This window comes from Maridesulfovibrio spiralis (SeqCode), from assembly GCF_048571135.1.
Lineage (GTDB): Bacteria > Desulfobacterota > Desulfovibrionia > Desulfovibrionales > Desulfovibrionaceae > Maridesulfovibrio > Maridesulfovibrio spiralis.
The window spans coordinates 1,886,878-1,906,190 of record NZ_CP182344.1; the positions used below are offsets into that span (position 1 = coordinate 1,886,878).

At 50.4% G+C, this 19,313-nt stretch carries 12 protein-coding genes; 6 read left to right on the forward strand and 6 right to left on the reverse strand.

All coding sequences use genetic code 11. The features are described from left to right. Positions 1–48: 48 nt before the first annotated feature. The 3 genes from ACNI29_RS08530 to ACNI29_RS08540 are packed head-to-tail and all read right to left on the reverse strand — an operon-like array spanning position 49 to position 7,446. The gene (locus ACNI29_RS08530) at positions 49–3,945 is read right to left on the reverse strand and encodes an efflux RND transporter permease subunit (RefSeq protein WP_419781780.1); all 3,897 of its coding nucleotides are present in this window, start codon (positions 3,943–3,945) and stop codon (positions 49–51) included. Between the two features lie 12 nt (positions 3,946–3,957). After that, complete coding sequence (locus ACNI29_RS08535; protein ID WP_419781781.1) at positions 3,958–6,159, reverse strand: efflux RND transporter periplasmic adaptor subunit; 2,202 nt, start codon at positions 6,157–6,159, stop codon at positions 3,958–3,960. Positions 6,160–6,171: 12 nt separating this feature from the next. Continuing rightward, positions 6,172–7,446 carry a TolC family protein gene (locus ACNI29_RS08540; RefSeq protein ID WP_419781782.1) on the reverse strand — a complete coding sequence of 425 codons (1,275 nt, stop codon included), beginning with the start codon at positions 7,444–7,446 and terminating at the stop codon, positions 6,172–6,174. 605 nt (positions 7,447–8,051) lie between these two features. Here ACNI29_RS08540 and ACNI29_RS08545 point away from each other — a divergent pair. Both ACNI29_RS08545 and ACNI29_RS08550 read left to right on the forward strand, forming a co-directional pair. Next, entirely contained in the window at positions 8,052–10,184 is a 2,133-nt protein-coding gene (locus tag ACNI29_RS08545; RefSeq protein ID WP_419781783.1) for a PP2C family protein-serine/threonine phosphatase, read from the forward strand. A gap of 1 nt (position 10,185) precedes the next feature. Next, complete coding sequence (locus ACNI29_RS08550; protein WP_419781784.1) at positions 10,186–10,647, forward strand: hypothetical protein; 462 nt, start codon at positions 10,186–10,188, stop codon at positions 10,645–10,647. A gap of 69 nt (positions 10,648–10,716) precedes the next feature. Here ACNI29_RS08550 and ACNI29_RS08555 read toward each other — a convergent pair whose 3' ends face one another. From ACNI29_RS08555 to ACNI29_RS08565, 3 genes are read right to left on the reverse strand one after another with little or no spacing between them, the layout of a single operon-like run. Continuing rightward, positions 10,717–11,793: an ABC transporter ATP-binding protein gene (locus ACNI29_RS08555; RefSeq protein WP_419781785.1), complete on the reverse strand. Its 1,077-nt coding sequence runs from the start codon at positions 11,791–11,793 to the stop codon at positions 10,717–10,719. Between the two features lie 8 nt (positions 11,794–11,801). Continuing rightward, the gene (locus ACNI29_RS08560; protein ID WP_419781786.1) at positions 11,802–13,463 is read right to left on the reverse strand and encodes an ABC transporter permease; all 1,662 of its coding nucleotides are present in this window, start codon (positions 13,461–13,463) and stop codon (positions 11,802–11,804) included. A gap of 5 nt (positions 13,464–13,468) precedes the next feature. Next, positions 13,469–14,470, reverse strand: coding sequence for an extracellular solute-binding protein (locus ACNI29_RS08565; protein ID WP_419781787.1), 1,002 nt, complete (start codon positions 14,468–14,470; stop codon positions 13,469–13,471). A 610-nt stretch (positions 14,471–15,080) separates the two neighbouring features. Between ACNI29_RS08565 and ACNI29_RS08570 the strand changes: the two genes are divergently transcribed. The 4 genes from ACNI29_RS08570 to ACNI29_RS08585 all read left to right on the forward strand — a co-directional run bounded on the left by ACNI29_RS08570 (position 15,081) and on the right by ACNI29_RS08585 (position 19,202). Beyond that, a complete protein-coding gene (locus ACNI29_RS08570) occupies positions 15,081–15,404 on the forward strand; it encodes a c-type cytochrome (protein WP_419781788.1) in 324 nt (107 codons plus the stop codon). A 116-nt stretch (positions 15,405–15,520) separates the two neighbouring features. Next, on the forward strand, positions 15,521–17,731 hold the full coding sequence (locus tag ACNI29_RS08575; protein WP_419782097.1) for a molybdopterin-containing oxidoreductase family protein: 2,211 nt from the start codon (positions 15,521–15,523) through the stop codon (positions 17,729–17,731). Beyond that, positions 17,728–18,483, forward strand: a complete 756-nt coding sequence (locus ACNI29_RS08580) for a 4Fe-4S dicluster domain-containing protein (RefSeq protein WP_419781789.1) — start codon at positions 17,728–17,730, stop codon at positions 18,481–18,483. The genes ACNI29_RS08575 and ACNI29_RS08580 overlap by 4 nt, the downstream gene beginning before the upstream one ends. Beyond that, on the forward strand, positions 18,483–19,202 hold the full coding sequence (locus tag ACNI29_RS08585; RefSeq protein ID WP_419781790.1) for a formate dehydrogenase subunit gamma: 720 nt from the start codon (positions 18,483–18,485) through the stop codon (positions 19,200–19,202). The genes ACNI29_RS08580 and ACNI29_RS08585 overlap by 1 nt, the downstream gene beginning before the upstream one ends. Positions 19,203–19,313 lie beyond the last annotated feature (111 nt).

Sequence of the window (19,313 nt, forward strand, 5' to 3'; positions counted from 1 at the left end):
GTAGAGAATTAGAAACCCCGCTGTGTTTATGCACGGCGGGGTTTCATTTTATTTACGAAACTTCATCTCCTCAACCCCGCAATAAAGCACAGGCACAACAAACACAGTCAGGATGGCAATAGTCATGCCGCCGAAAGACGGAATCGCCATCGGGACCATGATATCCGATCCACGTCCTGTTGAGGTCAGGATCGGTAAGAGGGCAAGGATGGTGGTTGCCGAAGTCATCAGGGCAGGACGGATTCTGCGCTTAGCTCCGTAGATGATTGCCTGCCTGATCTCGGTTACGGATTCCATCTTGCGTCCTTTTTTACTTTCATCAAGATAAGTCGCCATGATGACTCCATCATCAGAGGCAATGCCGAACAGGGCCAGAAAACCGACCCAGATGGCAACACTCAGGTTGATGGGGCTGACTTGGAAAAGTTCACGCATATCCGTGCCGAACATGGTGAAGTCCATGAACCACGGCTGCCCGTAGAGCCAGACCATGAAAAATCCGCCGGACCAGGCCACAAAGATCCCTGAAAATACCATCAGGGTGGTGGCGATGGACTTGAACTGCAAATAGAGAATCAGCACGATGAAAAGCAGTGCCAAAGGCAGGATCACAGCCAATTTCTTTTGGGCACGAATCTGGTTTTCGTAGCTTCCGGCAAATTCGTAGGAGACGCCAGCCGGAATGATAAGTTCACCGGACTTGATTTTTGAGTCTAGAAAAGTCTGGGCCTGTTCAACCACATCCACCTCGGCAAATCCGGGACGTTTATCAAAAAGAACATAGCCGACAAGGAAGGTGTCCTCACTTTTGATGACTTGTGGTCCGCGTACATATTTGATCTCGGAAAGCTGGCTTAATGGAATCTGTTCCCCGCCGGAAGCACTGACCAGAATATTGTTTATGGCATCTATGTTATCACGCAGTTCGCGCAGATAGCGCACCCGCACCGGATAGCGTTCACGGCCTTCAACGGTGGTGGTGACCACTTTCCCGCCTATTGCCACTTCAATAACATCCTGCACCTGCGAAAGCATGACCCCGTGGCGTGCAATGGCTTCGCGGTCGATGATGATCTCAAGATATGGCTTGCCCACGATGCGGTCGGCAATGACAGCTTCCGGCTGCACTGATCCGACCTGTTTAAGCAGTCCTTCAAGATCAAGGGCTACCTTTTCCAGAGTTTCAAGATCAGGCCCTTTGACTTTGATGCCCATGGGCGCACGCATGCCGGATTGGAGCATGACGATACGGGCCGCAATGGGTTGCAGTTTAGGTGCGGAGGTCACTCCGGGAACTTCAGCGGCTTTGACAATCTCATCCCAGATATCATTTGGGGAAGTTATCCCCTTCCATTGCTTGCGGTCCGGGTTAAGGCCGGGATTGAGGGCCGGACGCCAGACTCTGAAAGGTTTGCCGTCAGGATCAGGAATCAGTTTTCCATTACCGTTGCGCTCGAAATAGCCATGTACCAGATACGGGTAGCCGTCGTTGGCTGGAACCGTTTTTCCGTCAACATTGCGAAAAAAATCTTTCTGATCGGGGTCGAATCTGAAGCGCAGCCGCTCCCCGGATTGATCCACCAGATACTCGGATTTGTAGTTGATGACCGTCTCAATCATGGAGATTGGGGCGGGATCAAGAGGCGTTTCAGCTCGTCCTAGTTTACCCACCGCAGAATCAACTTCCGGGATGGACTGGATCATCATATCCTGTTTGCGAAGAACATCCATTGCCTCGCCGATGGATGCATGGGGCATGGTGGTAGGCATGAAAAGGAATGCGCCTTCATCGAGATCGGGCATGAATTCCTTACCCAGTCCGGGAAAAACATGAGCCAGCTTCACATAGGGAGATGTGGACTTGATCGAATCAGGTAAGAATCCGGTAAGGTTGGCAAATCCAAGCCAGATGGAAAGCCCCAGCGCGACAACGAAGGTCGGCAGAGTCAGGAAGAGCAATTTGTGATTCAGGCACCAGCCCAGCATTCTGGGGTATCCGCGCCTGAAAAGATCAAAGAATAGCATCAGCCCGCCGATGACAACAGCCACGAAAAGATAGTTGTTGCCCATTCCCTTTTCAGGTCCCAGCGGCAGCCATGATTTGGTCAACACATAAGCCACCAGGATGACGATGATCCATGTTTCCATGTAGTTGGCGTACTTGTGGAATCTTTCGGGAACAAAGGGAAGTGCAAGATGCTTTAGGCCAACGTAGATGAAGAACAGACCGGCCCACCATTTAAGCAACAGGGAAACGGCAATACCGCAAAGCAGGTAAATTCCGGCAGTGAAGTATGTACGCCTGTTCTTGAGGAACTTCTTCCGGGCAGTGAAAAGGAGTTCCGCAGCCGGTGGCAGAACAGTCAGGGCAACGATAATTGAAGCCAGCAGGGCGAAAGTTTTGGTATAGGCCAGCGGTTTGAAAAGCTTGCCTTCAGCCCCGTCCATAGCGAACACGGGCATAAAACTGACAATGGTTGTGGCAACGGCTGTCATGACTGCGCTGCCCACTTCGGCAGTGCCTTCATAAACAAGTTTCAGCCTGCTGACTCCCTCTTTGGCATGTTCAATCTTCTTGAGGATGTTCTCACAAATGATGATGCCCATATCGACCATGGTCCCGATGGCAATGGCGATTCCCGAAAGAGCAACAATATTCGCATCCACCTTGAAAACCCGCATGCCCATGAAACACATAAGCACCGCAATGGGCAGCAGCGACGAGATGAGCAGAGAACTCTTGAGATGGATCACTGCGATAAGCACCACGATGATGGTGATCAGGATTTCTTCAGTCAGTGCGGTGTTCAGTGTTCCCAGGGTTTCATGGATCAGCCCGGAGCGGTCATAAAAAGGAACGATGCTCAGTTTGCTCTCGGTTCCATCGGGCAGGATTTTTGAAGGCAGGCCCGGTGAAATATCCTTGATCTTCTCTTTGATATTCTCAATGACCTGCAACGGGTTTTCGCCGTAACGCACAACCGCCACACCGCCCACAACTTCTGCGCCGCCTTTATCCAAGGCACCACGGCGCAGGGCCGGTCCTTCGGTGACACGAGCCACATCGCGGACGTAGATGGGGATGTTGTTGACTACTTTGACCACCGAACTTTCGATGTCAGAGAGCTTTTTGATGAAACCGATACCGCGAATGACGTACTCGGCGTTGTTGATTTCAATGGTCCGTGCGCCCACATCGAGGTTGGACATTTTCACCGCGCGGTAAACATCGTTGAGCGTGACTTTGGCGGCGCGCATGGCATCAGGGTCAACATCGATCTGGTATTCTTTAACGAAACCGCCCACAGAGGCCACTTCACTGACCCCATCAGCAGAAAGCAGGGCATAGCGGACGTACCAGTCCTGCACGGAGCGCAATTCATCAAGATCCCAGCCTCCGGTTGGGTTGCCCTGCGGATCACGACCTTCGATGGTATACCAATAGACCTGCCCCAGCGCGGTTGCGTCCGGGCCAAGGGCCGGTTTTACATTGGCGGGCAGCGTTCCGGCAGGCAGGCTGTTCAATTTCTCAATGAGCCGGGAACGGGACCAGTAGAAATCCACGTCCTCGTTGAAAATTACGTAGATGGTGGAAAAGCCGAACATGGAATAGCTGCGGACCGTCTTAACACCGGGAATTCCGAGCAGCGCCACGGTAAGCGGGTAGCTGATCTGGTCTTCCACGTCCTGTGGAGAACGGCCCATCCACTGGGTAAAAATTATCTGCTGGTTCTCGCCGATATCCGGGATGGCATCCACCGGGACCGGGGAGCGGTCAATACCGCCAACATCCCAGTTAAAAGGAGCGGTGAAAATTCCCCCGCCGATGACCATGAGCAGTAGAATTGCCACGATGAGCTTTTGCTCAAGGCAGAAAAGAATGGTTTTCTCAGTGAAAGAATTCGGTTCGGGGCGGTCCATGTTTTGAGTTCTGTTCTCGCTCATATCGCTCGCCCCTTATTCCCCGGCCTTAAGCTGGCGTTCAACTTCCCCGCACTGGATCATGGCTTCACCAAAGTAGGGATTGCGGATATCCTCGTCGGATTGCAGCCACTTGGCTCCCTTGAAATCAAAGGCCATGGGGCAGGATATTTCATATACAGGTTTCGCAGATTTGATTCCCAGCTTTTCCACCGCGTCGATCATGCCGTAGGAAAGCGGTTCCAGTCCGGCGCGGACCTCGACAATATCCTTGGCTTCACGGATGGCGGACATGCCGTCATTGATGTTTTTCAATGCATCCATCCAGACTTTATGTGCACCGCCGGAGAGGGATGTGTGGTCTATTTTCTTGAGTTCTTCGGCCATGAGTGCTGCCTGTTTCTGCGCGTTCGGCAGATTGTCGGCGGCAAGGGCTTCGCTTAATGCTGAATAGACGTTGAAGACTTTGCCGAGTTGCGCTTGAAAGGCTTCAGGTGCTTCCGTTTTGTTTGCAGAATTTGTAACAAGGGCTGAAATTCCGAAGATCATATCCAGCCGTTTGAAATGGGCCGTTGTTTCAGCGGAGATGGATTTCAACCTGTGCAAATCTTTAACTCCGCTGCCAAGTACGGCATCATTTCGGAGCAGCATGGACATTTCTTTCCATGCAAGGGATGCATCGCCCTTCAGCCCAGATCCATCTATTTTACCGATGCTTTCAAAAAATTCAGAAAATTGTTTGCGGCTGTTTTCAATATCACCTGAATCTGCGGTTTCCATGAGGGAATCGAAGCTCTTTTTCAGGAATATAAGTTTAGAGGCAAAGATGGGCGGCAGAGTATAATCGGGCTTGTCCGTCTTTTTCATATCGTCCATATCAGCATGACCGCCGTGGTCGTGGGCAACGGCTTTAACCCCGCTTTCAGGGTTCATCATGCTCGGCTTGGCGATAATCTGGATCGCACTGTCGATTTTGAAATTACCTTTGGTGACGACTTTTTCGCCTTGATTAAGCCCGTATTTGACCACGTAGAAATCCCCGGCCTTGGGACCGAGTACGATCTCTCTCCCTTCGAAGACGCCTTCCTTTCCGGGGACGGCAATGTATACCACGGCCCGTTTCCCGGTTATGAGCGGTGCGGAAGCCGGAATCACCAGTTCCTTGCCGGCCTGTTTTTCATCTTTATTAACTGCGCGAACAAACATTCCCGGCTTGAGTTTCAATCCTTTGTTGGGAACCTCCAGCCGTACCCGGACCGTCCGGGTTTTTTCATTGACCACAGGATCGATGTAGACAACTTTTCCTTCGAAATTCTGACCGGGGTAGGCCTCGGTGCTGAAACTGACCTTCATACCCATCTTGATCCACGGCAGGTCGGATTCATAAGCCTCAAGGATAACCCAGACCCTTGAAAGATCGGCAATGGTGTAGATGGGGGTTCCGGTTTTTACGTAAACACCTTCCACAACATCTTTTTTGATGACGATGCCGCTCATGGGTGAGTAGAGGGTTATGTGTTCGGCGGTCTTTCCGCGTTTGACGATGTTTTCGATCTGTTGTTTGGAAAGTCCCAGCAAACGCAGTTTTTCACGCACGGCTTTTTCAGTTCGGGCTGCTGTATCCTTAACCACCTGAAGGGAACTGCCTTGCAAAGCAGACCTGGCTTTGACGGCCTGAATCAACTCCGCCTGTGCGGTGAGCAGTTCCGGGCTGTAGATGGATGCCGTGGCCTGTCCTTTGCGCACCGAGCTTCCTGTATAATCTATGTATAGCTTATCAATGCGCCCGCCTGTCCATGCGGTAATGGTTCCGATGCGGGTTTCGTCGTAATCAACTTTGCCGAGCATGCGTGTTTTGACGTTAACACTTCGTCTTTCCACAGGAGTGGTAGCTATCCCGGCAAGTTTTCTGGCGGCTGAAGTAAGGCTGATTTGGCGCAGGCTGACCGCTTCATCACCGGATTCGCCTCCTTTTTCCAAAGGTATTAAATCCATAAAACACAAGGGGCATTTACCCGGTTCCGGCAACTGGATCTGGGGATGCATGGAGCAGGTCCAGACCACGTCTCCGGTTTCAGTTACTGTGGCCTCAAGTCCGTGGTCAGCGTGTTCTGCAACAGCATTCTTCCCAGTGTGGTCCCCTTCGGAACCTGAGAAAAAATGTCCTGCTGCAAAGGCAATAATGCCGACGATGAGGACCGGAATCAGGATTTTCTTGATATCTGTAAACTTGCTCATGGTGCGTCCGTTTTATTTGATTTCAGGAATGGAAATATTTGATTCGGGTATGGCCTGACCATGAATGGTGCACGGTATCTCACGACCGACCAGATATTCGATGGAGGCTAACCGCTTGGCCTGCTCGGCAAGAGCTTGATAGTAGGCCAGTTGAAATTCGATAAGGGTCCGTTCGGCATCAATAAGATCACCTGATGTTGCTGTTCCGGATTGAAATGCCTCAATTGAGACAGCAAGGGATTGTTCTGCCTTGGGAGTCAGGCTGTCCCGGTAGAGATTTACTTTGCGTATGGCATCCTGATATTTGTAGATTTCCAACTCAAGATCGGCAGTAAGGTTACGCTCAAGCCCGGCCCTTTTCCGGGAAGCGGATTTGACCTTGTTCTCGGCTTCACTCAGCTGCGCATCCTGCTTGTTCATCCAGATGGGCAGGTTTACGGACATTCCGGTGACTATCGGATCACGGTCCGCATTGGTTACATTCGGTGAACGGGAGTCACCTGTCTGGATGTACTCGACACCGAAAGTGAAGTCCGGGTAATAATCCTTTTTAGCCAGCTCTACTGAGATTTTTTCTCTATCAACAGAATGATCAAGCTCTTTTAACCGCGGATTTCCGGCTTTGAATTCTTCCTTCAGTTCATCTGAAGACATGCCTATTTCCATTACCGGTATTGATTCTGGAAAGGGCAGCGTCTGATCGTCTGCACTGTTCATGGCAGCTAAAAGTTTAGCTACGGTCGGTCCTTTACGTTCTTCGAGAGAACTCAAACGTTCTTCAAGTTTACCTAGTTCAACCTGAGTTTTTATCACCCCGTCATATGCTCCTGCCCCGGTGGAATAACGGGTGCGGGCCACGCTTTCGAGATATTTCATCAACCCAATATTTTCGCGGGTGATGCGGATGGCCTGGGCAAGGTAGGCATAATCGTAATATGTTTTTTTTACTTCGGTGAATATTTTCAACTTGAGATTGTCAAAACGGGCTTTCTTGATGTCGGCATCCCGCAATGCCTGCTCCCCTTTCAGGCCGAGTTTGCCGAACCATGGCAGGGTCTGGCTTAATCCGTATTTGAATTCCTGCGGCCCAGTGCGGGTTTCCACGGGCTGGATGAACCATGCAAAACTGAATCTGGGGTCCGGCAGACCGGAAACGCTGGCTTCACGCTGCAACGCTGCTTTCCAGTTGTAAAAAGCAGCGTAGAGGTCATCGTTGTTACGGGCAGCATCCACAAGGTAGCTGGTTAGTTCTCTGATTTCACCATGCGCAGCTTGTATATTCGGCACGCCCTCCGTTGCCGGGCTTTGCGCCGATGCCGGGAAAGAGTGGAGAAACATGAGCGTGCTGAAAAAAAATGTAAGTGTATATTTTGTGATGGAGGCTTGAACCATGAAATTCTCCTGTTACGGAAGGCGGAATGAAGGATTCTTTATCTTGAGCAATTACTATTCCATACCACTGGATGTAATGAATACTATATCTTAAGAATAGATATAATTCACTAATTGCAGGCTAGCTTTTTGCCTTTAATTCTGTTTGTGCAATATTTGTATACACATAACTAATTATTTAAAATTGTTGAAATTACTGTTTGCACTCCTTTGCACATCATTTAGCTTTAAAAGCCGAGAAAGCCATACTAAAAAGGTATGGTAAAATTCAAGTGGTTAGCTTAAATTGCATGATGTGCAATTGTTTTCACATAGGAAAGCTGCAGCCTTTGTTTTTTTGTGGCTTTATTTTTTTAAAATATTGAAATTAATTATTAATTTAATGATGGAATGTTATGTGAAAAAATAAGTCATAGCTCTGGGAGTACAGCTTTAAAGAGTGTATTCTAAATACAGATAAAGTTCCGAGCCAGAGAAATTACTACTACGAAGGTCCTTACATGAAAATACGTTTCAAACTGCTGCTGCTTCTGCTCACGGTATCGATACTGCCTCTTGTTCTTGTTCAGGCCGGGGTGCTTGATTCTTTACGTTCCCTTTCCAATGAAATTGGAGGGGAGGTCCGAAGGGAACTGGTCAGTAAAAGCAGCGTGGAACTCAAAAGGCTGGTAGAAGACCATGCACGCGTTTTGACCAAACAACGCAGGATCGTAGAGCTTAATTTACAGCAGATTTCAGCCGAACTTTCGGCATGGATTGAAGACGGAAATGAATTCAGCCTCCCAGAGGTATTTCTCGGCAGCAGTCCCGCTCAGGGAGATCTCGAGAGGTTGGAAAAGAAGTATGAGCAACGCGATCAAAACATGATGCATGGCTCCTATGCCTTGGATTTTGATTCGGTTCGCTACAAAGTGGGCGGTGCTTCTGCCCAGAATGCAATACTGCCTTACGGAACTTCGGATGCGGTATTGCCCTTGCTGAAAGCTGTGGAATTGAAAAATCCCGAGTTGACCCTGTGGATCAGGGCTGTTTTCAATTCCGGGGAAAGTCTTGCCTACCCGGCAACAACCGGAATGGGAATGAACATGCATAAGACTGTTCCGGTTATTAATGACAGTCTGGCTCCTGTCTGGTCTCTGCCCCAGAGGGATGCTCTTACCGGGCGAACAGTCCTTACTGCTTCGTTGGGAATATTTATAGACAAAAAGGCAGTTGGCAGTGTTTCCATTGATGTTCCCCTTGATACCCTGTTGCATGGATACAACCATCTCGATGTGTTTTCTCACAATATTGATTCGCTGCTGGTCCGTCTTGAGCCGAATGGTAACGGAACCGGTGGTGTTGAAGTTGTGGCAAAGGAAGTCGCTGCTTCCAGCCGTAAAAGCATGATGCATATGTGGGAACCGCCTTCAACTCAAATGCTTCTTTCCTCTACAGACGCAACCCTGTTTTCCCGGTTTCAAAGATTTTTGGAGAATGGAAAATCAGGGGTTCTCAGCATGCCGTATAATGGACGCGAAAGTATCTGGGCTTTTTCAGCCCCTGATGAGCGCGGCGTATCCTTGATTCTGATACTGCCTCACGAGGATGTTGTTGCCCCGGCAGACAAAGCCAGATCCTACGTTCAGCGGGCAATCAACAACCAGTATCTGCACACGGTTTTTGTACTGATTGTCGTTGTCTTTCTGGTCTCGCTGCTCGCGTTCCTTCTCTCCAGAAGATTCACCGAAAATATTATGATTCTTGCCCGGGGAGTGAAACGCATTGCCTCCGGAGATTTCTCTGCACGGGTTGAAGTTGCCGGAGAAGATGAGGTCGGTGAACTGGCCCGAGATTTCAATTCCATGGCTCCGGCACTCAGGGAGCATATTGAAATCAAGAGTGCCCTTGATGTTGCCATGGAAGTCCAGACCAATCTGCTGCCGCAACATTCTCCGCACATGAATGGGTACGATATTTATGGTGCAAGCAGGTATTGTGATGAGTTGGGCGGTGATTACTTCGACTATATCCGCCCGGACCGCGACGGAGAAAATATGCGCATCGCTATCGGTGATGTTAGCGGGCATGGTGTTCCGGCAGCAATGCTTATGGGTTCTGTGCGGGGTTACTTGCGGGCGCGGACACTGAGTGGTGGGCAATTGAGTGAAATCGTCACCGATGTGAACAGCCTTGTGGCACAGGATACATATAAAACAGGCCAGTTCATGACCATGCTCATAGTTGAGCTTGATCCCGCCAAAAGAGAATTGCGCTGGGTCAGGGCCGGACATGAACCCGCACTTATTTTCGATCCCGCAAAGAATGATTTCATACGTCTGGAAGGAGAAGGGATTGTTCTCGGAGTTTTTGAGGATGCCGAGTTCTCCGAGAATTGCTGTGCAGATCTTGAAGAGGGACAGATTCTCGTTCTTGGTACTGATGGAATCTGGGAAGCATCCAATAAGGATGGAGAATTTTTTGGTAAGGAGAGACTGTGGGATGTAATCAATTTGAAGAAAAATTCTTCAGCAGAGTCTATTGTATCCGGTATTTTTGCTGCTGTTCAGGATTTTACCGGAAGAAGTAAGCAGGAAGATGATCTGACCGTGGTGGTCATAAAAAAAGAAAACAACACGCCAGAGGAGTTGTAACATGAAAAAATTTATTAACATCAGCGCGATAGTGGCCCTTATTCTCGTAATGTCCAGTGCAGTCTTTGCCATGGATATGGACCATTCCGGTCACGGCAAGGGAAAAATGGAAGGTTCCATGCATGATGGAATCAGCATGATGGAAAAAGGGCTGGCCCATATGAAGCACGGGGCAAAACTGATGCATGATCCCGCAACCATGAAAGAAGGTATGGGGATGATGAACAAGGAAATGATGCCCATGCATAACGGCATGAAAATGATCGAAAAAGGAGCCGAGGGCGGCAAGCACCATTCAATGGTCAAAGGTTCAATGGGCCACGCCAACAAAGGCATGATGGAAATGATGAAAGGTATGGGATTGGTCAAGAAAGGCGACAGCAAAGGTTTCCAGATGATGGACAGCGGCCTTGAGAAGATGGAAAAATCCCTTGAAGAAGTGAAGGGAATGCCCGGTATGTAAATTGCTTTTATAGCATAAGTATTAATAAGGCTGCCCCCGGGTTTCGGAGGGCAGCCTTTCTTTTAATCTTTACACCGGACAGTGCTCCCCGTCATTCATGCTGCTGTCAGCTGGAAAAAGGACAAGGTCTTCCACCTCCTGATATATCCCGATGTGCTGCCCCACAGCATGCTGATGGTGGCTGGGAACCAGCGAAAGAACCTGTTCCCCATTATCAAGTTTGAGCTTGTAGAGAATATTCGGGCCACGGAAAGTTTTTGAAATTATTTCTGCGCCGTAAGGACTGTCGTCATCATGAATCACGTCTTCGGGCCGGATGAGCAGTTTTGCCCGTGCGCCGGATTCAAGTTCCAGCTTGATGTCTGATTGCAACTCACCCAGTGCGCACTTAACCGTGTAGTCCCCAGTAATATCTGCATCGATAAAAACTCCTTCGCCCACAAAACCGGCCACAACCGGATTGTTGGGGTGGTGGTAGATGGAATGGGGTGTGTCCCATTGCTGCATACTGCCGCAGGAAAGAACACCTACCTTATCTGCCATGGCGAACGCTTCATTCTGGTTATGGGTGACCATCAGGGCAGTGATTGATCTGGATTTTAAAATTTCCCTGATCTCCGTGGAAAGGGTTTCTCGCAGGGCGACATCAAGGTTGGAGAAAGGTTCGTCCATGAGCAGCAGCTTCGGCTCCGGAGCAAGGGCACGGGCAAGGGCTACGCGCTGCTGCTGTCCCCCTGAAAGTTCGTGAGGGTATTTGCCGCCCTCTCCATCCAGTTCTACTGTCTTCAAAAGATCTTCAATTCGTTTGTTCTTTTCATCTACAGACAGGTTTTCTATGCCGAAGCCGATGTTCTCGCCCACTGTCAGGTGCGGGAAAAGGGCGTAGTCCTGAAAGACCATACCGATATTCCGTTTCTCCGGGGGAACATTTTTCTGTCCGGCAACGATTTGATTTGCAATGGCAATTGAACCTGCGGCAATGTCTTCAAATCCGGCTATGGTCCTGAGCAAAGTGGTCTTGCCGCATCCGCTGGGACCGAGCAGGCAGCCTATCTCCCCTTCTTCAAGGGAGAAGGTCACGTTTTTTACCGCGTGGAATTGATCATAAAATTTATCTATATTATTAACTTCTAACAGGGCAGTCATGGTGGCTCCTATTTATCCATCTGTCGGGTCAGCAGCATTACCGGGAACAGGCCTACAAGGATCAGGGCTACAGCCGGAACAGCCGCAAGTTCCCATTCCCCCTCGGAAGTATATTCATATATTTTTACCGCCAAAGTATCCCAGCCGAAGGGACGCATCATCAGGGTGATAGGCATTTCCTTCATCACATCTACCAGTACAAGAATTGCCCCGGTAAACAGTCCTTTTTTCAGCATGGGCATGTAGATCCGGCGCAGCATGTTAATTCCGGTTGCGCCGAGGGTGCGGGCGGCTTCACCGATGGACGGTGTAATACGTTGGATGGCACTGTCCACTGCTCCGAATCCGGCAGCAAGAAAACGTATCCCGTAGGCCGCAATCATCAGTCCCAGCGAACCTTGAATCATGTTGCTGGTGTTGATTCCCAAAGGCTTGAACAAGGTGGCAAGATTACTATCCAACCATGCTGCAGGAATGAATATTCCCACCGCGAGTACGGTTCCGGGCAGGGCATAGCCGAGGGTGGCGATACGGCTTGCCCAGTTCATGAACGGTCCGGGATCATTCCGTTTGGCAAAAGAAAGAGCCAGCGCAGCAGCTGTTGTAATTGCAGCTCCGGCAAGCCCCAGCAACAGGGTGTTCAAACCGTATTCAAGGTAACGGTTCAAATCAGTTTCAATTGCTTCAAGTCCCCATTGTGTCAGTTTGATGCAAGGCAGGGCAAAAGCCAGGAAAAACATTGCCGAACAGCTCGCAAAGGCCAACCATTTCCATGGCCCGGTAAGCTTCAGCCGATCAGTCTTATTGCTTCGTCCGGCCTCTGTGTAGCGCATTCTGGAACGCATTTTTTGTTCAGCCACCAGCGCAGTCAGAACAATAATTGCGAGAATTGAGGAAAGCTGGGCCGCGCTTTCAAGGGAAAACATTCCGAACCACGCTTTATAGATGGCGTTGGTGAAGGTATCGTAATTGAAGATGGAAACAGCCCCGAAATCTGCAAGGCTTTCCATACAGACCAAGACCAAGCCAGCGGCAATAAACGGGCGGGCCATGGGCAGCGCCACCTTAAAAAATGCTTTGCCCGGAGAAAGGCCCAGTGTCCGGGCTGCTTCGATGGCAGTGCGTCCCTGAGTCATGAACGCGCTGCGGCTCATAAGGTAGACATAGGGATAGAAGGCAAGGGAAAGGATTAGCGAAACCCCGCCGAAATTGCGGATGTCGATGAATCCTGCCGCAGGAAAAACAGACCTGATGAATGATTGTACCGGGCCGGTAAAATCAAATATTCCAAGGTAAACAAAGGCGAACACATACGGGGGAATGGCAAACGGCAGCACCAAAGCCCATGAGAAAAATTTACGTCCGGGAAAGTCACAGGCTCCGGTCAGCCAGCCCAGCCCAACTCCGCTTATGGCGGTCAGGGGGATGATACAGACAAGCAGCAGGACAGTATTGATCGCTAAAGTTCCCAGTACATTTTCAGCCAGATGGGACCAGATGTCCTGATTCGGTGCAAGCAGAAAGCTGAGTATAACCAGCAACGGAGCAGCGGCAACAAGCGCAAGTGCTCCGGCAAGGGTGAACCATGCCGGAGACTTTATTCGAAATGTAGTCCGCCGGGGGGCTGGAGGATTTCCCCCGGCGGATTTATGCGTAATATCTTGAGCCATATTGTTTATTTGTATCCGGCGCGATCCATAAGCTTGATTGCCTCAGCCTGATATTCACCGTACTTGGAGACATTCATGGGATTCTCTTTGAATGCGCCCCATGCGGCAACAATCGGATCGGGCTTAACTTCAGGGTTAACGGGATATTCCATGTTCAGGGAAGCGAACTTACCCTGTGCTTTTTCAGAGGAAAGCCATTCAAGCAGTTTGATGGCTTCTGTCTTATTTTTGGAGTGGGTGGTAACTCCTGCACCGGAAACGTTGACATGCACACCGTTGGTTTTCTGGTTGGGCCAGAAAATTGCGAGGGGCAGGTCAGGGTTCTTCTTGAGCAGGCGACCGAAGTAATAGGTGTTGACCACAGTCACATCGCCCACTCCGGCAACAACAGCTTCAAGAGCTTTGGTGTCGCTGGAAAAAGGAGCCACAGGCATAGTGTTAACCCATGATTTTACGATCTTTTCGGTTTCAGTTGCGCCCTTTTCCGCGATGAAAGATGCTACCAGAGACTGATTGTATACTTTTTTGGAAGTTCTGAGCAAGAGGCGACCTTTCCATTTGGAGTCACCAAGGGCTTCGTAGGTGCTGAGTTCGTTAGGATCTACCTTGCTTGTGTTGTAAACAATTGTGCGTGCGCGCACGGAAAGTCCGGCCCAGCGGTTTTCGGGATCACGCAGGTGGGCGGGCACATTCTTTTCAAGGGTTGCAGATGTAACCGGGGCCAGCACACCTTCGTTGGCTGCGTGCCAAAGATTTCCTGCATCAACGGTGATGAAAAGGTCCGCCGGGGTGTTCGCACCTTCAGCTTTAATGCGTTCGAGGAGTGCTCCCGCTTTCCCGGTGATGTATTTGACCTTAACTCCGGTTTCAGCAGTGTAGGCTTCGAAAAGAGGTTTGATGAGGTGTTCTTTTCGTGCTGAGTAGACAACTACTTCAGAAGCAAAAGCTGCTGCAGACCATGCCGTAACCATAATTGCTGTGATAGCAAGGGTAATCAGTTTTTTCATTATTTCTCTCCCTAAATTGTTTTGTTTGTGAGTTTGAAATTGAATTTCAATAACAGATAATAACGGTATGGAATTATGTCAAGATAGGCGGGTAAGTGGTCGCTTTTCTCAACAATTCTTGTATTTCAATATGTTATGAATAAAGCTCGAAGTTGATTTAACCCAGATTTTATAAAAAATATACTAAAATGGTATAGTTTTGAGTTTCAAAATGACTAAGGTCCCGAAATTTTGGATAAAATATTTTAAAAAAAAATCAGCTAGTGATGCTTGGTTCATTTTATCACTCTAAGAGCGTCGGCATCAGCTTCGCGGAGAGATGATAATAGTTTATCGTAAATAGGTATGAATTGGTGGTTGATGTCTTGAAAATTGACAAATTAATTTTCATCCTATGGCATTCTGCTTGAATTAGTCCTGCCTTATGAACCATCAGTACGATGGACGTTTCCGGTAAAGATCGTCTTTGTGGCTCTATAATGACTTTTTGTTGACACCTATACCCCGTATGGGTATGTTGAGGTCGAAGAGTAGGATAAAAACATCTCTTTTGCTTCAAATAAAGTTCATGGGATGTTATGGGTTAAGAAAATAATTTTGGAGGTTTGCAATGAATCGCAAGGTAATCGGTATTCTGGGTTGTGTCCTGATGGTACTGGCTATGGCAAGCATGGCGACTGCTTATGGTGGTGGTAATGCCCGTAAAGGTAAATTCCTCTACCGCAAACACTGTCGCTCCTGCCACGGTCAAACCGCATCTGATTTAAGCCCCAGTACCAAAACTCAGGCTGAGTGGACTGCAATGTTTTCCGACACTTCCAAAATCAAGTGTTCCCCTGATTGGAAGAACGTCAAAGAAAAGGACATCAACGACATTTTCACCTACCTGCATGACTACGCCAAAGATTCCCCGTCCCCGGCAAAGTGCAGCTAGGTTTCAGCCCGAAAATGATGGCCTGATGCTATCATAAAGCAAAGAGTCCGTTTTCTATGTGGCGGGAAGATTCTTCCCGCCACATAATAATCTCAACTCCTTTCCACTTGATCAAAATGGAGGTGGAAGTGGCTAAAGACAAGACCAGGCTTTCCCGCCGTGACTTTTTCAAGGCCTCCGGGATGCTGGCCGCTGCCGCAGCCGGGAGTGTCCCCGTACTGGGCGGGCTGGAAGCAGCCTCCGCGCAGGTAAAACAATCATCCGGTGAATGGGATTCGGCCTTCTCGGCCTGTGATATGTGCTTCAACAAGTGCGGCTGCATCGCCCGTGTTCAGGACGGTGTGGTCAAGAAGCTTGATCCCAACCCCAAATTTCTCAAATCCAGAGGCATGCTCTGCGCCCGCGGCAATGCCGGTGTGGCTCAGATGTATGATCCCGACCGCCTAAAATATCCCCTGCTTAGAAAAGGTGATCGCGGTGAGGGCAAGTGGCAGCGCATTCCATGGGATGAGGCTGTCGGCCTGATGGCTGAAAAGATGCAGGACATCCGCAAGAAGTATACCCCCTGTGGGCATCTGTTCTCTGCCGGAGCCGACCTGCAATCCCAGTTCGTGGGCCGTTTTGCGGAAGTTTACGGATCTTATAACGTGACTTCCCATGAATCCCTCTGTCTGCTTAGTGGAAGCCGTGCCTTTCTCGATACCTTCGGCGAAGTTCCATTCGCTGATGTGCTTAACAGTAAATATATCATCATGGCCGGAGCCAACCGTTTTGAAGCATTGGTTACACCGGATTCCATCGACCTGATGACTGCCATGCAGAAGGGCAGCAAGCTGGTCGTTCTCGACCCGCGTTATACCAAGACTGCCGCCCTTGCGGATGAATGGTACGCCATCCGTCCGGGAACGGACATGGCTTTCATGCTCGCACTGGCCCATGTAATTATTAATGAAGGCCTTTACGACAAGAAGTGGATCGCCGAGAAGACCTACGGCATTGAGCAACTCCGCGAGCATGTTCAGAAGTATGATCCGCGTTTTGCTGCTGAAGAATGCGGCATCCCGGCGCAGGATATCGCCCGCATCGCCCGCGAGCTGGCTGCTGCCGCTCCGGCATCCATGATTTATCCGGGCCGCCGTACTTCCGACTATAAAAATTCCACCCAGATCCGCCGCAGCTTCGCCATTGTGAACGGGCTGCTCGGTAACTGGGATCAGCCCGGCGGCCTGCTTGCCGCCCGTGAAGTCGGCCTCAAGGGTGTTCCCTATGACGCCCCGTGGTACGACGATAACCCGGATGACCGCATCGATGCCCATCAAGTGCCCATGATGTTTGAGCATGACGGCTCTTTCGTCATCACTCGTGACGCAGTTCTCAAGGGTGAACCGTATCCGATCAAGGGCTGGTTCGTTTACAAGACCAATCCTATGGGTACAGCTCCCAACCGGGCCAAGACCATGGAAATGTGCAAGTCCATGGAATTCATGACCGTAGTTGATATCGCCATGAGTGATACCGCATGGATGGCCGACCTTGTGCTGCCCGCACCCAGTTATCTGGAACGGCAGGACCCGGCTTCCGGTTTGCAGGGATCAGTGGCCTGTGCCTGTGTTGTGCAGCGTGATCCTGTTGTTCCCGCTCTCTATGAATCCCGTCCGGTTTTTGATGTGCTCAAGGATGTGGCAGGAAAGCTGGAGCTTGGCGAATACTTTGATTTCACCATCGAGGAATACCGCGAGCAGCAATTGCGCGAACTGCCCGGTGCTGCCGAAGCTTTCAAGAAAGACGGGGTCTACTACAACCCCAGTAAGGTCTACGGTATCTATGAGGACCGGGTCTACAAGACGCTTAGCAAGAAGGTTGAACTCTACAACCAGCGTTACGAAAAGATGGGCGTGGACCCCATGCCGGTTTACACTCCTCCGGCCAAACCGCCGAAGAACAGCTTCCGCATGGTAGTGGGACGCAGTGCTTCGGTTACCCAGACTTCATCCCAGAACAACACGGTGCTGCATCAGCTTACCGGGCCGAATACCCTCTGGCTGAACACCAAGGCCGCTGAAAGGCTGGGCATCAGGCCCGGCGATATGGTGGAAGTGTCCAGTTCCGTGGGCAAGGGTGAACTCAAGGTCGAGATCACTGACGGCATCCTTGAAGATACCGTCTACATGCTCTCCGGCTTTGGAGCACTCTCGCCGCAACTGAGCCTTATCTTCGGTGAGGGAGCCAGTATGTCGGCAGTGCTTGAGGAAGGGTATGATGAAATCTGCGGTAACGCGGCCCTGCATGAAACATTTGTTTCCGTAACAAGGAAGGTGGCCTCATGAGTAAGACAGTACAACTCGCAATGGTCATCGATTCGTCAAAATGCATAGACTGCAAGGGCTGCATGGCTTCCTGCAAGGTCGCTAACGACGTGCCTGACGGGCAGTGGCGTAACTGGATCAAGGCTTCGGTCCCGGATTTTGCTTCCGGAAGGCCGCGGACCCACTTCCAGCCCGGCGGCTGTATGCATTGCGATAATCCTACCTGTGTTCAGGCCTGTCCCACCGGGGCGACATTCAAAGATAAAACAGACGGTACTGTGCGTATTGATAATTCCCTGTGCATCGGCTGCGGCAACTGTATGCCCGCCTGCCCCTACGATGCCCGTTTTCGTAACGAAATTACACGCAAGGCTGACAAGTGCGATTTCTGCGCTGACCGCCGTGCGCAGGGGCTGCTCCCGGCCTGTGTGGACACCTGTCCCACCAAGGCCCGCGTATTCGGTGATATCAATGATCCCAATTCCGAAGCCTACAGGCTGTTGCAGGAAAACAAGGGTAAGCTGGTCCGGGTGATCAACGCCAGATCGGACACCAAGCCGAACATGATCTACATCAATGAAACCGCACCTCTGGAATGGCCTGTTGAAGCAAGGATGCCCTCATCAATGGACGTGCTGACCACCATGGTCAATCCGTTGGTCAAAACCGTGGTCGGGCTTTCCGGTCTGGGGGTGGCTGTCATGCTTGGGCGTCAGCTTCTGGTCGGTTCCGATGAATATGACGACTCCCAAAGCAAGGGAGGTGATGCCTAATGAGTCAGAGACAATACAAGCGGCATGACCGCTCGGACATTTTCATTCACTGGTTCAATGCGGCCTGCTGGTTTCTGCTGCTGGTTACCGGGCTGGGCCTTTTCGGCAACCCGGAAATTGACCCGCTGGGGTCCGGCTATCCGGCCTTCATGCGTTCGCTGGTTGGAGGCGGAGGTAATCTGCTGACCATCCATGTTGCCTTAGGCTTTATCTGGGTGGTAGGTCTGGCTTTCTATATGTTGATCAACCTCAAGGGGACCATGTTTTTTCTTAAAGAAGTCTTCATGGTTGATCCGGCAAGGGACATTACCTGGATGATCCGTAAAATGGTTTTGATGACTGCCGGACCGAAGCTGCTCGGCAAGAATTCAGCACTTCCCGATCAGGGTTACTACAACATGGGCCAGAAGGCCTTTGCGCAGGCTTCAGTTGTGGGCGGTATCGTGATCGTTGTCACCGGGATTATCATGTTCCTGTCTGACCGGGTGTTTGGCCCGGAGCATGTGGCTTTGGTCAGCTGGTCCATTACCCTGCATTATCTCGCCGTAGGTCTGGTCTTCGCAGGATTGCTGGTACACATTTACATGGCGGCAATTTCACCTGATGAAAAGCCCGGTTTCCGTTCCATGTTCACCGGACATGTGCCGGAAGATTACGCCAAGCATCACCACAAGCTCTGGTACGAACGGGTAAAGGATAATCCGTCGTCTGAGGTGTGAGGGTTGCCTCCCGGCGGGCCCTGCCGGGAGCCGCTTTGAGCGGGACCAAAGGGCCGAGGGCCCTCTGGACTCCCCAACAGGTCTTCGACGCTGGAGACATAACATTGTGCG

Excerpts from the sequence above, each read along its gene's own strand:
- ACNI29_RS08585 (WP_419781790.1), top strand. The coding sequence starts at position 18,483 with ATGAGTCAGAGACAATACAAGCGGCATGACCGCTCGGACATTTTCATT.
- ACNI29_RS08545 (WP_419781783.1), top strand. The coding sequence starts at position 8,052 with ATGAAAATACGTTTCAAACTGCTGCTGCTTCTGCTCACGGTATCGATA.
- ACNI29_RS08565 (WP_419781787.1), bottom strand. The coding sequence starts at position 14,470 with ATGAAAAAACTGATTACCCTTGCTATCACAGCAATTATGGTTACGGCA.
- ACNI29_RS08555 (WP_419781785.1), bottom strand. The coding sequence starts at position 11,793 with ATGACTGCCCTGTTAGAAGTTAATAATATAGATAAATTTTATGATCAA.
- ACNI29_RS08530 (WP_419781780.1), bottom strand. The coding sequence starts at position 3,945 with ATGAGCGAGAACAGAACTCAAAACATGGACCGCCCCGAACCGAATTCT.
- ACNI29_RS08560 (WP_419781786.1), bottom strand. The coding sequence starts at position 13,463 with ATGGCTCAAGATATTACGCATAAATCCGCCGGGGGAAATCCTCCAGCC.
- ACNI29_RS08570 (WP_419781788.1), top strand. The coding sequence starts at position 15,081 with ATGAATCGCAAGGTAATCGGTATTCTGGGTTGTGTCCTGATGGTACTG.
- ACNI29_RS08575 (WP_419782097.1), top strand. The coding sequence starts at position 15,521 with ATGGAGGTGGAAGTGGCTAAAGACAAGACCAGGCTTTCCCGCCGTGAC.
- ACNI29_RS08535 (WP_419781781.1), bottom strand. The coding sequence starts at position 6,159 with ATGAGCAAGTTTACAGATATCAAGAAAATCCTGATTCCGGTCCTCATC.
- ACNI29_RS08550 (WP_419781784.1), top strand. The coding sequence starts at position 10,186 with ATGAAAAAATTTATTAACATCAGCGCGATAGTGGCCCTTATTCTCGTA.
- ACNI29_RS08580 (WP_419781789.1), top strand. The coding sequence starts at position 17,728 with ATGAGTAAGACAGTACAACTCGCAATGGTCATCGATTCGTCAAAATGC.